This window comes from Neptuniibacter sp. QD37_6, assembly GCF_047778085.1.
Lineage (GTDB): Bacteria > Pseudomonadota > Gammaproteobacteria > Pseudomonadales > Balneatricaceae > Neptuniibacter.
The window spans coordinates 1,250,989-1,264,435 of the sequence record NZ_CP180550.1; the positions used below are offsets into that span (position 1 = coordinate 1,250,989).

The window sequence follows — 13,447 nt, forward strand, 5'->3', positions numbered from 1 at the left end:
AGCTCTTCAAGGAAGGTAAATTGCTTTATCTTGAAGGTGGGGCGGTAATTGGATATTCCATTTTTTTAATTGCGAGCGACTGAAAATAAACTGACCTTGATAGTTTAAAGCGGGTTCCGATTTTTTATCAGATTTTTTCTGCAGTACTCTTAACGCAATCGCTGCAGCAGCTTTACCCTGAGAATAACCGTCTAACACGAGTCCACCAATCGCCATACCTTGACCGATTGAAAACTCCCAAAATGCGAAAACGGGAAGTGCGGAGTTTTTTGAAGTCCAGCTAATTATGTTTTTAGAGGGAACATGCACCCCTTTAACATTGGTAATTGTGTGATATAGACCAAGAATAATGGCATCGAATTTTTGACCTGGAGCTTGCAGAATAGTTTTCTGCCATTGATTTTGTTCAGGGATAAATTTTACATGTATTGTTGCTGATCCAATTTTTAGTTTGTTTTTGCCCTGAAAGACCTCTTTAGCAATCGTTTTTGAGGTGGTGCTGGTATCGAAGAGAATTAAAACCTTTTCCATCGGCTTTTCTGTCATTTCTTGTAAGTACATAACAGAGCGTTTCATCAGAGGGCGCTCTAGTACCCCAGATATGTGTTTCGGCAGGAAGGCATATTCAAAATAGTTACGGGGATTATTGTTAATACCCAAATAGACAACTGGCGTCTGTTTTTTAGCAAACTTAGGCCCTAAAAATTTCAATGCATTGTCATCACCTAGAATGACTAAGTCTGGCTCACTCTGTAGATATCTTGCCCATGCTATTTCAGCCTGTTTAGGGTGAAGATTTGGAGGTAGCCGCTTGGTATCCATTTCAAAGAAGGTTATGACGGCATGATCTTGGAGTGTATCTTCGATAGCGCGGCGGTAGTCGGCATCCCACTTAAAAGATGCGTGATAGCTCTCAATCATAAGTACCTGTTTTTTCCCGCCAGCCAAAGTTTGTGAGGGATAAAGTGAAAACAGCAAGAGTATCGTAGAGAGCAGGTAAGACAGCTTAACTATTATTGCCAAAGCAATATCTTCCTTAATCGTTGCTAGTCAGTATACGAAGTGAAGTATAGAAGGGATTATGATGCAGTGCTTGAATGTAAGGGCAATAGCAGGAAGGTAACATCAAGCTTTTGGTATTAACTTCGGTAAAAAATACCGGTTAGCAGATGCTTAGATAAGATTGAGAAATCAATGTTTCTCTTAGTTATGGTCTCTCTTGGAGGAAGTGTGGGGCTATGTACTTAATACTGGTAAGCAATGCTTACCAGTATTAACAAAGAATGAGTTAAGCGCGTTTGACAAACTTAGCAGTTACCATCATATCGCCTGCACCATCCACTTTGCAGTCCAGCTCGTGATCTTTACCTTCAACGATACGCTTGATCACTGCTTTTGTTCCGATCTTTAAGACTATGGAGCTGCCTTTAACCTTAAGGTCTTTGATTAAAGTTACCTTATCGCCATCAGCGAGTTGCGTGCCATTGGAATCTTTAACAACAAAGACGTCCTCTTCAGCATCCGCTTCAGCAGGGTTCCATTCATGAGCGCATTCAGGGCAGATCAATAGCTCTTGATCTTGGTAAACAAATTCAGAATTACACTCAGGGCAAGGTGGTAAAGACATACTTTCTACTTCTTTAAATTAGTTGAGTGTGAATGGTAATAGTTATAAGAAAACTAAGCGAGTGATTTACACCTCCGAGATTACGATAGTGGCTAGTTAATTGAGATGGATCGCATTTTCTGTCCTTAATTTAGGCCTCTGCAAAGGGTAGTTTATCTGAGCAATAATGGCGTCCAATGAGCGCCCTTCTTGACCTTCTAGTTCCAGATCTAACCAAGTTAGAATTGCGGTTTCATGCTCCACCATGGACAGTAGAATTTCTCGATCCTGATCAGGCCCCAGCTCTGCTATCTCTTTAAATCTTTTAAGGTATTGCATGACCATTGGCTTAAAAGTGGCAATAAACTGCTCCCAGCTACTTTGTAGATATAGTTCTACGAAACCTAGTATTTGGGCTTCGTCAATTTCTTCGTACAGATCGATATGGTAACGGTACAAAAAAGGTCTGAGACGTGCCTTAGTTTCTGTTTCTAGTTGCAATAAAGTGCCAAATTTATATTTATCGGTAGAGTTTTTAGCCACCTCGTATAGAGCTAGTGATGCCGCTTCACCGAAAACTTCGCTGTCTAATAATTCCCTCAGGCACTGCGGATATAGATTGGTATTCATTGCATGCTCCATAATCATTGAACGGTTAATTTATTCACACGTGGCTATTAATTTGTGGTTATGTGGTCGGGTTTTGAGCTTCCGACCTTGACGTTTTTCGACGATAAGCGGGACACAGAGATTGTCGTTTTCGTAGATAACGACGCAATCTAAGCACTGGAAGCATTCGTCGTAGTCGATCTGGCCAGTTTGTTCGATTGATCTGTACTCGCAGCGCTGCTTGCATAGCTGGCATGGGCTACCGCATTCATCACGTCTTGGTAGCCAATTGAGTAAACGTAGTTTTCCAAGTATCGCCATAGCGGCACCTAAAGGGCAGACATAACGGCTGTAGCCTTTATAGACAAACACACTGAGCGCAACTAAGAGCAGAGCCCAAATGACAAAGGGCCAAGAACGAACAAAGAAAAAGGTAATGCTGGTTTTAAACGGTTCAATCTCTACGAGACGGTCTGTCCAGATCGGAGAGGTAAAAGCGCAGGTAAGTATCAGAAGTAGCACAACATACTTCAGCTTTTTAAAGTGCTTATCCCATTGGCTTGATGGTTCAAATTGTCTGATGTTTAAAGACGTCAGTAATTTTGTAGATAATTCTTGAAGTGCGCCAAAAGGGCACAACCATCCGCAAAATGTACCGCGCCCCCAAATAAAGAATGTAATAAAGACACAGCCCCAAAGGAGGGTTGTCATAGGATCGTAAAGGAAGAAGTTTAAGTTACCGCCAGCCATCAGTGCTTGAATGGCACCCGTAATGTTTACAATTGATAGTTGCCCTTGTGCATACCAGCCGATAAAAAATAGGGTGAATAGCAGATAACAAATTCGGAAATAGGCGAAGAATTTTTTATGTTTAGTGACATGCGCCTGTTTAATTAAGACGATAAATAGAACAACTAAACCCAGTGATAGGATGATTATCTCTCCAAGTCGATCCTCCCAAATCGGTTGCCATGTTTTACCGTTGATATCGGGTTCATAAAAGTAATCATCAGGCACGCTGTATTTGAATTTAAACTCTTTAGTTGTGCTAGGAAGGTAGGAGATTGATTGTCCTCGGGTGACACCTAAATCGAACTCTAAGGGTAAGGAAATATCGATTCCTGATGTATCGATAACTCTATATACCATCCAGTCTGCTTGGCTTAGAGGCTCAGGTAATTTGATTTTGTAATCGGGTTGAATCAGATCTAGGCGGTCGTCAAAATCAAGATCACGCATCTCTATTGGCAAGCCTTGTTGTCTTAAAAGTAAGCGGTCAGAAATGCCTGCACGTAGAGTATTCTCGTGCATGAATGAATAGCGTCCATTACTGACTATCAATAAAGCATGGTCGCCAGCCTCTAAGTTTTCTTGTAAAAATTCCCAAGATTCTGGGGTTAATAGGTTTCTTCCTAAGGTTGGGATAGCGAGATCCATGACATAAAGCTCGACAAAATTGTCTTTCGGTTGCTTAAGCGCAATTGGGTCTCGCCCTTCTGCTTGAGTGCCTGCAAAAAGGGCTTCGGCTTCAGTGTTGGTATATAGGATTTTTTTTATCAGGCCGCTATCGATCAGCTCGGACCAGCCTTTTACTTCAAAGATATCGTGGTGTATTTTGGCAATTAGGTCTGGATCTTTACTGCCACCAAAACCTAATTTGGCTCTGGCAATTTTGATTGCTGAAGAAAGAAGGGTTTGATTTAAAATTCGAATGGATGCGGTAGCGCCAGTCACACCATCAAGATAGATATTTTTACTGTCGTTTGGCTTCTTTTGTCCCTGCTTATCGCTGAATTTAATATTCTGCATCAGTGATAACCCTTTATATTGATCAACAAAATCAAACATGGGTTGTTCGCCAATACCAGCTACAAACATCGGCTCACGATGAAAGAGTACACGTACATCGACAAACGAGCCCTCACTGTCGAGGGCAACGAGTAAGTTGTAAGGCACACCCATAAATCCAGGGATAGAAGAGAAGTCGATCGATTCGTAAATGTAGCCTACTTGATTCAGTCCAGTGACTTCCTCTTTAAACAGCGGCCAGACATCAATAGTGTTGTCTTTCTCTCCAATAACAAATGGGGAGGGGTAGAGCTTACGCAATTTTTCCTGCGTCATGATGCTTTCCACTTTTGTGGGAGTATCGCTGACAGAACTAGCACTAAATCCTAATGAAGGAACGATGAATAGTAAGAACGAGAGCAGCCATGAATAGCTATTTAGCTTCCACATACGTAAACCTTTTCAAGCAATAAGGCATCTAGGTTCAGCTGCAAAAGCTGATCAGTGATCGGGATCACTGATGAGATTTTAGAGGGACGCTATAGCCTTTGATTTATCGTGCCGACGATGAAGTCAGCACGATTTTTTACAGGCCATTTAAGTTTTTTAAGTGGAGTAAAGTGTCAGATTTTTAAAAGAAATTTAAAAAAAATAATGAAAAATCAATAAATTAGAAGGACTCTTTAGGAAAACGATACCCTTGGCCATGTACGGTTTCGATGACTGGTTTATATTGGCGCTTAGGGTCTAGTTTCTTTCTGAGAGTCACAATATGTTGTTCTAGGGATCGGCTACTCGGTACAAAATCGCGTCCCCAACCTGCGTTATAAAGCTTGTCTTTGCTAACCACTTCATCCGGGTGTTGGAATAAGCAAGTCAGAAGTTTTAAATCTCTTACAGAAATCTGTTCACTATAATCGCCACGGGTGATACACATGCGCCGTGGGTCGATTTTCATATCACCCATCTCGAAAATATCATTCGTGTCATGACTTGTAGCAATGCTCTCTGAATTGCCCCTAGTTTGCTAGACATCTCTCAGCCATAGAAAATGGCTTTAAAAGAGGTGCTTATGAGCAACAAACGTTATCCGGAAGAGTTCAAGATCGAAGCGGTTAAACAGGTCACTGACCGAGGCTACAGCGTTGCTGATGTAGCTAACCGGCTCGATGTTACAACCCACAGCCTTTATGCCTGGATCAAGAAGTACGGCCCCGATTCAGCCGAACATAAAGCAAAGACAGATGAGCAGCTAGAGATACGCCGTCTCAAGAAAGAACTGAAGCGAGTCACTGAAGAGCGGGATATATTAAAAAAAGCCGCGGTGTACTTCGCCAACCAGTCCGATTGAGGTACACCTTTATCCGTGATCATCATAAGGACTGGCCTGTACGTCAGCTCTGTTCGTTACTGGATGTACATCCTAGCGGGTATTACGCATGGCGTAAGAAACCTTCTTCCAAGCGCCATGTAGAAGATCAACGGCTCACTGGATTGATCAAGCAGTATTGGTTGGAGTCAGGTGGTGTGTATGGCTACCGCAAGATCCATAGCGATCTGCGCGAGTATGGTGAAGTCTGTGGCCCAAATAGAGTTTATCGACTCATGCGTATAGCTGGGCTGAAGGCACAGGTTGGTTACAGGAAACCACGCCAGACAAGCGGCAAGGTTCATATTGTCACGCCGAACCACCTTCAGCAGCAATTCAATGTACCTGCACCTAACAAAGCATGGGTAACAGATATCACCTATATCAAAACCCATGAGGGTTGGCTGTATTTGGGGATTGTCGTTGACCTGTTCTCAAGGCGAGTTATTGGATGGTCAATGCAATCCCGTATTACAAAGGAACTAGTGCTGGACGCTTTACTCATGGCTATATGGCGACGTAATCCTGATTCAGAGGTTGTTGTTCATTCTGATCAGGGAAGTCAGTACACAAGCCATGATTGGCAATCCTTTTTAGAGATGCATGGCTTTAAAGGAAGTATGAGCCGACGAGGTAACTGCCACGACAATGCCGTTGCTGAGAGCTTTTTCCAACTACTGAAAAGGGAAAGAATCCGCCGCAGGGTTTATGCAACCAGAGAAGATGCACGCTGTGATATCTTTGAATACATAGAGCTGTTTTACAACAGCAAACGACGTCATGGTTTTAATGATCAGCTATCACCGATAGAGTATGAAAACCGATATGAGAAACGGCTGATGGGTGTCTAAAGAACTAGTGGCGATTCACTCTTTATTTTTTCGTTGGAAGAAAGTATACGTGGTGCTACCCAATAAAATGGTGAGCAAAAGCAAAATAAGGCTATAAAAATAATTGTCATTTCCAGGAGCCGCTAAGTGTTTGTTTTCTGCTAGTAACCCGGTAACTAAATTATCTTTTTGAATGCCAACAGCAGCTGAAAGTTCTGCAGTCTTAAGCAATACACAGACTGAAATCCCTTCGCTTTGACAAAAGAATAAAGCATCCACGTTGATGTCATATGCTTCCCAAGCAGTTGGGGTAGCTGTCTGCAATAAAGCTTTTAAGCGGGGATAGTTGTTCGTCACTATGTAATCGTTAAGGTGAGTACTGGATTGGGTATCTGGGAAAATCAGCTCGTGATTAGCGCCCCATACTGCAATGGTTTCTATTAGGGGGGTCGAAGCTTGTTTAATTCGAAGACCCGTTTGATCGTTCTCGTCTATATAGTCACTTATCCAAGCAAGCTCACTATTTAGGAACAATTCTGTTTGTTGTCGGGTTTCGTTTGGCTGAGTAACAGCAAAAGATGAGTAGCTAACGAGCAACACAGTGATAGATAAAACAGAAGATAAAACGAGCTTATGGACTTTCATATTAGGGCTTAAAGTGTTGGTGGCTCTACGTAGATTGTTAATAGTAAAGAATATTTGTAGAGCAATAAATCTGTATTTAGGTCGTTACTCTTTGAGTAAGGGGCAATGGCTTGCCGAAAAGCGGCAGGCTTTGCGCTTAAATTCCAAGTTTTGCACTGTAGAGCATAAGTTCAGAATTCAGTTGATCTAGGCTACAGCACTGATACTAAGCACTTATAATGGGGGAAACTTAAGATGTTCACTGATTGGCATGCCTATTGCTTAAATGTATTAATTATACATTTTAAATAGGTAAGAAAGTCATCATGCAAGTAAACCAAACTTCACAAGCAGCTCAGGTTTATCAACCCCAAAATAAGGTATCTACTAATACGTCTCAAGGTGGAGGCAATAGTGTTCAAATTACGAATGGTGATGTGCATCTGAGTAAAGATGCGCGTAATGCACAAAGCGCTTTGAATGGCATTGCAAACACATATGACGTTACCAATCTTTCTACGCGTGAACGTGGCGCTATGGTGAATGATCTGCAAGAACACGGGCTGATCTCCAATGAGGACGCTATGAGAATGGCTGCCCCTTTCAGCATGAATGAGAACATCGACACTAAAAGGGATTGGTTACAAATCAGTAAAGATGCTCTAGCCTTTGCAGAGCAAAATGGTCAGTCGCCTAAAGAGCTGGAATCTATAAAAAGAAATGTATCGATCTTAGAGCAGCTTTTTGAACTGAGAGATAAATAGCGATTATTTATCTGAAGTAACAAAGGAGAGCTAGGCTCTCCTTTAGAAGATTAATCCCCGCCGCCACCGGAGTCCCCACCACAATTTCCGCTGTCCCTGTTATTGCACTTGCCATCCGAATCGGATGAGAAAAAATCGATATCTATTCCCCAGCCATCTTCATCACCGTCGTTATTCCGTGAGGATCGATTTCGATTAAAGGTGGCTAAAAATACGCCTACAGCAAGGCAAAACAACACTTCTGGGGTGAAGCTATTGTGATAGCCATATGCAACAGAGGCTGCAATTATTATGACTCCAAGGCTGCGTAAGCAGAAAAATAGCTTGCTGGCGAGAAGACCACCGATGAAAAATATTACACAGCCCCAAACGATACCATCTGTGTAAAGTGCGTATAAACCAACGGCTGCTAATAGATATCCAATCATGTTCATATAGGTAATGTCCTTATTATCACAGTAAGGGGGGGCTGCTTCACGAGCAGAGCCGCCACTTCTTAAATCGTATCAGCAAATATAGGTTTGCCGAATTTAGGGCATAAGATGTAACTTGGCCTTGTTGACCAATCAAAGGTTTTTACTATGTTCAAAGTTACCGTTCTTTAAATAGTTCACCACTTGAGCGATTACTTTCTTGTTTTTCATCATAAAAGGGTGAGTGACTGGCATTTCGATATGATCGTTCATACCTTCGAGTTTTGTATTCTCGATCGAGACCTTGCCATCATCTGTGCTTGGGATCAGTGTGGACAATATCAAATTGATACTACGGGTACCGGCTATAATCCCTACATCAAAATTCGCTTTGCCGAGAGTATTTGGAACGCTTAGCTCTCCAGTACCTAGCTGTAGGCCTGCATCACCATTGATAAAATGAAATCCAGGAACTTCGCCAAGCTTATCGACAATTTCACTTCCTCTATTTGGTGGACCAAGCATAACAACCCTGTATAAATTATTTATTTCATGAGCTCTTAGGTATTGGCGAACTAAGATTCCACCAAGGGAATGAGTTACAAAATTTACCTTCATGTTCTTAGGGCACTGAGCTAGCGCGGGTTTTATTGCTAATTCGGCAAGCTGTTCTATCGGATAATCTCTGGAAGGGTAGTCGATGTTAATCGGTAGAAAACCTTCTTTGATCAAAGACTCTTCTAACGTTTCCATCGAGCTTGAAGAGCGGGCGAGGCCATGAATTAGAATCACGCAAGAGGCTTGAGTGCTGATGGAAAAAGCGAGTAAGAAAAATGCCAATAGTCCTTTCATATTGATTAGTCCATATCATCCTTAATTGGTCTAGCGGGTATAGTCTTCTATCTCTTCGTATGCATCAGCAGATAGGCGTTTACCTAGCGTTCTCATTTTTTGCATCTGCCCTGGGTTTTCGTTTCCCCAAAAATTCTTCCAGGATTCTAGAGAGTCCCACTTGGCGATAGTGATCACTTCGTCTTTATTTTCGAAAGACTTCAGCATAAAGCTGCCAAGGGCACCCTCAACCGTTTCATGGATATGTTTGGTTGTATTGGTCCAGATCGCTTTAAATTCTTCAAAGTTCTCTGCTGGAACCTGCCATCGATAAACAACTCTTACCATTTCAATCTCCGATATCTTTTTTCCTGACTACGCCTTTAAGGGTTAAAAAGTATCTTCGTGGCCTCCTAACTCGGGCTTATCGTAAATATAAAGTTCGTAGTGTTCGTCTAGTTTCGAAATGACTCTCTGTACCAAAAGGCCGTTAATACTATCGGACTTAATTTGAAAGCGCATACTGCTAAAGGTATCTAAAGCGACTTTGTCTTCACCCTCAAAGATCCAAATCCAAGCATCACCTTGCACACCTGACTCTACATTTGAGAATGTTTGTTGTACAAGTTGAAGTAACTCGGGATAGATATCGTAGTAACTAATATCGGATGCTATTTCGCCATAGATCATAACTACCTCTTTTTAGAGCAATAGATTTGAAGCGATTGATTCATAGAGTTTGATAGCCGCTGCGCTCAAGATTAAAGCCACAAATGCTAGTTTAATCGCATTCCAAGTACTGGTTCCGAGGATCGCCCCAAGGGTTATACCGAACATAATTAGAGCGGAAGCAAAGCCTAGAAAGCCACCGCCGACGGCATCAAAAACGAACAAAGCAAGCCAAGGTCAGAGTATTGCTGCGATAAAACAGAGGAAAAAGTTGGTGCGCGAAGCATCAAACCAAGATGCTGCGATCTTTAACGGCAAAACAATCGTTGCGCTGATGATAGCTAATAAATGTAGCGTGAGTGCTGGTACTTCCATGTGAAAATCCTTTTCAATGTAATCCGTTTTTATCGTGGTGATGATTCCAATTAATCACCAGCATACAGTTGTATAGCCGATTCAGCTATGGAACTTATAAGAGAGTAGGTGAGTAAGAATACTAAGATAGGAAAAACTAAAGCAAAGATCGTTTTAAACTCAATAAACTGGTGGTTTACTGCTTTAGTAAATTCGCCATCATATAACTTTTCTTCTTCACTTCCTTGCGCTTGTTTTAGCTCATCTTTGAATCGTCTGTAATTGCTAAAGCACTCACGAAACATATGAATACCCATAGGAATCGCAATCAAAAGACCAAGTGCTAGTCCGATTATCTGGGGTAAGCTTTCTATCATAGTTATTCCTTTAACCGTTTAATCAGTTGATTAAAGATTTTTAAGCATAATCCTTTCGATGTCCGCGCTTGTGAGTCTTTGGTTTTGGTTTGTAATGGACTGCAGTAGAGCAGTTTCGGCCATTGCGTTTAGACTCGTACAGAGCTTCATCCGACTTCTTCATTACCGCCATTGGGTCTGGGATTTCAGGTGTTTTTTCGCAGAAGCCTATGCTGATGGTGACGCTGACTATTTCAGTTTCAGGTGTTTTCTTCCGCATTTTTTCCCCCTGCTCGTTATCGTCTGGGCGGTCTTGATTACGGATATGCATAGGGTAATTGGCGATAGTTTCACGCAATTGTTCTATGTATGGCAGGGCTTCTGCTTCACTTTTACCTGGGAATACCAGAGTGAATTCCTCACCCCCATAGCGGTAGGCTTTACCGCCACCACTGACTTGATTCAGTTTGGCCGCAACCATTTTTAATACTTGGTCGCCGACATCATGACCATAGGTGTCATTAAATTTTTTAAAGTGGTCGATATCACACATGGCCAGGGTGTATTTTTTACCGAGAGTTGAGAACTTATCAAGCAACGCACGACGGGCAGGAATACAGGTAAGTTCATCAATAAATGCCATCTGATAGGAGTTCTGAACAACCGAAATAGCCAATGCGATCATACTCGCGGAGATAAATAGCGCAGAGATCATCGGTTGGTGGAACCAACTCAGCATAATCAGGGCTGATAATAAACTCGCTAACAATGCAGCATCGGTATAGGTCTTTCTGAAGACAAATGAGAGCTTGATTGGTATGAGGCCAAGGCCAAATGCTAGAGCAGCAGCTTGGCTTAGATAGTATTCATGCAGCAACATTTCCAACATCATCATTGGCAGATTCGCTAGGTAGAGTCCTAAGGAACCATTGGACCAAATTAAATATAAAACCCCGTAACTAATCAGGATGACAGACAACCGGATGATACCGACAGGGGTAAATAACCCCCGCTCTTTATACAGCGCAATGCAGCCAAGATGGAAAGGGAGCAGTATCGATATGCAGCTGAACAGAACAAAGGCATCTGGCTGATTCAAACTGGTTTGGAGCCCATTCTGAATCAACCAATAGGCTCCACAAAGGTTTACTGCGGCAAATAAGATGCGACTGCGGTTAAAGCCGTAGCCTAATAGCGCAACAATGATCGCTAGAGGATAAGGCGTCAGAGTGAGAATCTGTTGGTATTCCTCACTCAATTGAGCGGTAATAGGTAATAACAGGCCTGCCGCACACAGCAGAATAAAAGAGGGCAGTATTAAACCGGCAGATCGCAATAGCATGTATTTCTATAAAATTCTGAAGCTAAATAAGATTCGTTATTGTATCTGCATCACAAATAAAAATATTGTTTTTAGACAACAAAATGAAGGAAGTTAAACAAGCCGGATATATTCCGGCTTGTTTTTGTGGCCTAGCACAAGAGGCGGGGAAGCTAGGTCGATGGGAAGCGGATTAAATTAGCTCGCTTGGGTGCTTTTAAAACCTAAAAATTTCGCAACCATCATAGCTGGGCACCAGCCAGTTAGTGCCGATTGGGTCAGACTCACACCTACGATAGCCGTTACGATTAATAACGCTTGCGGTGCTTGTAAGAACATCACTGGAGCAACTGTTAGCATCACCACGCATCCAGCAATAATGTGCAGGCCTTGGTTTATAGTCATGCCTTCACAATTGCAACTTTCTGCTTTTAACCCCAGCTTCTGAAAAATAAACACGGCAGGGCACCAGCCGGTAAAAGCTGATTGGAATAAGTTAAGGCCAACAAAACCGGTGAGGTAGTACCAGTTAGCATTCACGTAAGTACCTAAAACTAAGCTAGCTAATATGACACTGCCAGCCATCAGACGAAGCGCGGCGTTAAGAGACATGATGATTCCTTTAAGTAGAAAGTCGTTAGAAATATTATATATAAGTTATATCTAATATAAGGATCGGGCTTAGTCCAAGTTTTTATAATTAAATGTAGTGAAAGCATGCTTTGTTATAAGGCAGAGAATAAACGAACTGGAAAACCTTCAGTTTAGGATCCAGACTGCAAGTATAGAGAGAGGAATATCAACCACTTGCTGGTGAGGAAGAGATGGATAGGTTACTGGTTAATATCGATTTTAAACACGATAACTCCAGCCTTATAGAGAAAGCAGTAAACCTAGCTGAACAACATTCTGCTTTTCTAGAGCTGTTTAGTTGCTGTTACAACCGCTCGCTCAAACACAGTCACATGTTTGATTCCAAGCAAGAATTAAAAGCCGAGCATGCCTACGTTAAACAAACCGAAGCCAAGCTTGAAGAGCTTTGCCTAAATATCGAAGCTTTAGGTATAAAAACGGGTTTTGACGCCAGTTGGAATCGTCATACTGGTGACGGAATTGTTCGTAAGATTCTGCGCTTTCAACCAGACTTAGTGCTTCACTCAATTCAGCCGCATACTCGGCTGGGCCATTACCTATTTGCCCCTGTCGATTGGCAGCTTGCTCGCAAATGCCCCGTACCTGTTCTGTTTGTGAAGCAGCGACCCTGGGGCGACCATAAACGTGTTGTGACTTGTATCGACCCCCTACATAAAGGTGATGAGAAAGGTGTATTAGATCGGGAACTGATACAGCGAACCCGTGAAATGATGGATGATGGCTATAGCGAGTTAAGGATTTTGCATTGCTATAACACCTTACCCCAAGAAGTGATTTTTGATGAGCATGTAGTTACAGACTACGAAGCGTTGCAGAAGCGAGTGGAACGAAGTCACTTTAGCTCCTGTGATGAACTTCTCCAAGAATACGGTTTGAGTATCGAATCTGATCTGGTCGACATCATCAAAGGCGAAGCGGATCTGACCATCACCAATTATGCAAAACACAATAATATCGATGTGGTTGTGATGGGTGGTGTGGCCCGTACTATTCTGGATCGGTTATTAGTCGGCAGCACAACGGAGCATGTAGTCGATCATGTGGATTGTGACGTGATGATTGTTAAGCATCCGGATTTTGTTTGCCCTGTACCAGAATCATGAGGGTATTTATTGGTGTTATTTTGCCTTCGGTGTTTCAGGCATTAGTAATTTTTATTATTGCCAGTATGAATCAAGGTAGTGGTTCCTGGGCTGGCTTGGCTGCTTTTTTGATAGGTATGTTCGCCATCCCTATTACCTTGTTAATTAACGGGCTCT

At 42.2% G+C, this 13,447-nt stretch carries 17 protein-coding genes; 3 read left to right on the forward strand and 14 right to left on the reverse strand.

The window, feature by feature from the left end; translation table 11 throughout:
- Positions 1 to 6: 6 nt before the first annotated feature.
- From ACMXYO_RS05725 to ACMXYO_RS05745, 5 genes are all read right to left on the reverse strand, one after another.
- Complete coding sequence (locus ACMXYO_RS05725; RefSeq protein ID WP_415887585.1) at positions 7 to 1,023, reverse strand: ABC transporter substrate-binding protein; 1,017 nt, start codon at positions 1,021 to 1,023, stop codon at positions 7 to 9.
- Positions 1,024 to 1,288: 265 nt separating this feature from the next.
- Positions 1,289 to 1,627, reverse strand: coding sequence for a zinc ribbon domain-containing protein YjdM (locus ACMXYO_RS05730; RefSeq protein WP_415887586.1), 339 nt, complete (start codon positions 1,625 to 1,627; stop codon positions 1,289 to 1,291).
- 96 nt (positions 1,628 to 1,723) lie between these two features.
- Positions 1,724 to 2,236 carry a hypothetical protein gene (locus ACMXYO_RS05735; RefSeq protein WP_415887587.1) on the reverse strand — a complete coding sequence of 171 codons (513 nt, stop codon included), beginning with the start codon at positions 2,234 to 2,236 and terminating at the stop codon, positions 1,724 to 1,726.
- A 30-nt stretch (positions 2,237 to 2,266) separates the two neighbouring features.
- The gene (locus tag ACMXYO_RS05740) at positions 2,267 to 4,339 is read right to left on the reverse strand and encodes a 4Fe-4S binding protein (RefSeq protein WP_415887588.1); all 2,073 of its coding nucleotides are present in this window, start codon (positions 4,337 to 4,339) and stop codon (positions 2,267 to 2,269) included.
- A gap of 334 nt (positions 4,340 to 4,673) precedes the next feature.
- Entirely contained in the window at positions 4,674 to 4,961 is a 288-nt protein-coding gene (locus ACMXYO_RS05745; protein ID WP_415887589.1) for a winged helix-turn-helix domain-containing protein, read from the reverse strand.
- Between the two features lie 114 nt (positions 4,962 to 5,075).
- On the opposite strand from ACMXYO_RS05745, the gene ACMXYO_RS05750 reads away from it, so the two are divergent.
- Positions 5,076 to 6,223, forward strand: a protein-coding gene (locus ACMXYO_RS05750; protein WP_415885104.1) for an IS3 family transposase whose coding sequence is annotated in 2 segments (ribosomal slippage) — positions 5,076 to 5,313 and positions 5,313 to 6,223 — 1,149 coding nt in all. Because the reading frame shifts where the segments join, the coding sequence is not laid out codon by codon here.
- Between the two features lie 15 nt (positions 6,224 to 6,238).
- On the opposite strand, the gene ACMXYO_RS05755 is transcribed toward ACMXYO_RS05750, so the two are convergent.
- Positions 6,239 to 6,847 (reverse strand): hypothetical protein, encoded by a 609-nt coding sequence (locus ACMXYO_RS05755; protein ID WP_415887590.1) that lies wholly within the window; start codon positions 6,845 to 6,847, stop codon positions 6,239 to 6,241.
- Between the two features lie 305 nt (positions 6,848 to 7,152).
- Here ACMXYO_RS05755 and ACMXYO_RS05760 point away from each other — a divergent pair, with 305 nt between their 5' ends.
- Positions 7,153 to 7,590: a hypothetical protein gene (locus tag ACMXYO_RS05760; protein WP_415887591.1), complete on the forward strand. Its 438-nt coding sequence runs from the start codon at positions 7,153 to 7,155 to the stop codon at positions 7,588 to 7,590.
- Between the two features lie 50 nt (positions 7,591 to 7,640).
- Here ACMXYO_RS05760 and ACMXYO_RS05765 read toward each other — a convergent pair whose 3' ends face one another.
- The 8 genes from ACMXYO_RS05765 to ACMXYO_RS05800 form a co-directional block, all read right to left on the reverse strand.
- Complete coding sequence (locus ACMXYO_RS05765) at positions 7,641 to 8,024, reverse strand: hypothetical protein (RefSeq protein ID WP_415887592.1); 384 nt, start codon at positions 8,022 to 8,024, stop codon at positions 7,641 to 7,643.
- A 132-nt stretch (positions 8,025 to 8,156) separates the two neighbouring features.
- Positions 8,157 to 8,855, reverse strand: a complete 699-nt coding sequence (locus tag ACMXYO_RS05770) for an esterase/lipase family protein (RefSeq protein WP_415887593.1) — start codon at positions 8,853 to 8,855, stop codon at positions 8,157 to 8,159.
- A gap of 30 nt (positions 8,856 to 8,885) precedes the next feature.
- The gene (locus ACMXYO_RS05775; RefSeq protein ID WP_415887594.1) at positions 8,886 to 9,182 is read right to left on the reverse strand and encodes an antibiotic biosynthesis monooxygenase family protein; all 297 of its coding nucleotides are present in this window, start codon (positions 9,180 to 9,182) and stop codon (positions 8,886 to 8,888) included.
- Between the two features lie 42 nt (positions 9,183 to 9,224).
- A complete protein-coding gene (locus tag ACMXYO_RS05780) occupies positions 9,225 to 9,524 on the reverse strand; it encodes a hypothetical protein (protein WP_415887595.1) in 300 nt (99 codons plus the stop codon).
- A 216-nt stretch (positions 9,525 to 9,740) separates the two neighbouring features.
- Positions 9,741 to 9,878, reverse strand: a complete 138-nt coding sequence (locus ACMXYO_RS05785) for a hypothetical protein (RefSeq protein ID WP_415887596.1) — start codon at positions 9,876 to 9,878, stop codon at positions 9,741 to 9,743.
- A 50-nt stretch (positions 9,879 to 9,928) separates the two neighbouring features.
- Positions 9,929 to 10,234 carry a hypothetical protein gene (locus ACMXYO_RS05790; RefSeq protein WP_415887597.1) on the reverse strand — a complete coding sequence of 102 codons (306 nt, stop codon included), beginning with the start codon at positions 10,232 to 10,234 and terminating at the stop codon, positions 9,929 to 9,931.
- Between the two features lie 40 nt (positions 10,235 to 10,274).
- Positions 10,275 to 11,555: a GGDEF domain-containing protein gene (locus ACMXYO_RS05795; RefSeq protein WP_415887598.1), complete on the reverse strand. Its 1,281-nt coding sequence runs from the start codon at positions 11,553 to 11,555 to the stop codon at positions 10,275 to 10,277.
- Between the two features lie 177 nt (positions 11,556 to 11,732).
- On the reverse strand, positions 11,733 to 12,146 hold the full coding sequence (locus ACMXYO_RS05800; RefSeq protein ID WP_415887599.1) for a DUF2892 domain-containing protein: 414 nt from the start codon (positions 12,144 to 12,146) through the stop codon (positions 11,733 to 11,735).
- Between the two features lie 212 nt (positions 12,147 to 12,358).
- On the opposite strand from ACMXYO_RS05800, the gene ACMXYO_RS05805 reads away from it, so the two are divergent.
- Positions 12,359 to 13,291 carry a universal stress protein gene (locus ACMXYO_RS05805; RefSeq protein ID WP_415887600.1) on the forward strand — a complete coding sequence of 311 codons (933 nt, stop codon included), beginning with the start codon at positions 12,359 to 12,361 and terminating at the stop codon, positions 13,289 to 13,291.
- The last annotated feature ends 156 nt before the right edge of the window (positions 13,292 to 13,447 follow it).

Coding starts and splice junctions, on each gene's coding strand:
- ACMXYO_RS05795 (WP_415887598.1), bottom strand. CDS start 11,555: ATGCTATTGCGATCTGCCGGTTTAATACTGCCCTCTTTTATTCTGCTG.
- ACMXYO_RS05740 (WP_415887588.1), bottom strand. CDS start 4,339: ATGACGCAGGAAAAATTGCGTAAGCTCTACCCCTCCCCATTTGTTATT.
- ACMXYO_RS05760 (WP_415887591.1), top strand. CDS start 7,153: ATGCAAGTAAACCAAACTTCACAAGCAGCTCAGGTTTATCAACCCCAA.
- ACMXYO_RS05765 (WP_415887592.1), bottom strand. CDS start 8,024: ATGAACATGATTGGATATCTATTAGCAGCCGTTGGTTTATACGCACTT.
- ACMXYO_RS05785 (WP_415887596.1), bottom strand. CDS start 9,878: ATGGAAGTACCAGCACTCACGCTACATTTATTAGCTATCATCAGCGCA.
- ACMXYO_RS05745 (WP_415887589.1), bottom strand. CDS start 4,961: ATGAAAATCGACCCACGGCGCATGTGTATCACCCGTGGCGATTATAGT.
- ACMXYO_RS05780 (WP_415887595.1), bottom strand. CDS start 9,524: ATGATCTATGGCGAAATAGCATCCGATATTAGTTACTACGATATCTAT.
- ACMXYO_RS05775 (WP_415887594.1), bottom strand. CDS start 9,182: ATGGTAAGAGTTGTTTATCGATGGCAGGTTCCAGCAGAGAACTTTGAA.
- ACMXYO_RS05730 (WP_415887586.1), bottom strand. CDS start 1,627: ATGTCTTTACCACCTTGCCCTGAGTGTAATTCTGAATTTGTTTACCAA.
- ACMXYO_RS05805 (WP_415887600.1), top strand. CDS start 12,359: ATGGATAGGTTACTGGTTAATATCGATTTTAAACACGATAACTCCAGC.
- ACMXYO_RS05770 (WP_415887593.1), bottom strand. CDS start 8,855: ATGAAAGGACTATTGGCATTTTTCTTACTCGCTTTTTCCATCAGCACT.
- ACMXYO_RS05735 (WP_415887587.1), bottom strand. CDS start 2,236: ATGAATACCAATCTATATCCGCAGTGCCTGAGGGAATTATTAGACAGC.
- ACMXYO_RS05800 (WP_415887599.1), bottom strand. CDS start 12,146: ATGTCTCTTAACGCCGCGCTTCGTCTGATGGCTGGCAGTGTCATATTA.
- ACMXYO_RS05755 (WP_415887590.1), bottom strand. CDS start 6,847: ATGAAAGTCCATAAGCTCGTTTTATCTTCTGTTTTATCTATCACTGTG.
- ACMXYO_RS05790 (WP_415887597.1), bottom strand. CDS start 10,234: ATGATAGAAAGCTTACCCCAGATAATCGGACTAGCACTTGGTCTTTTG.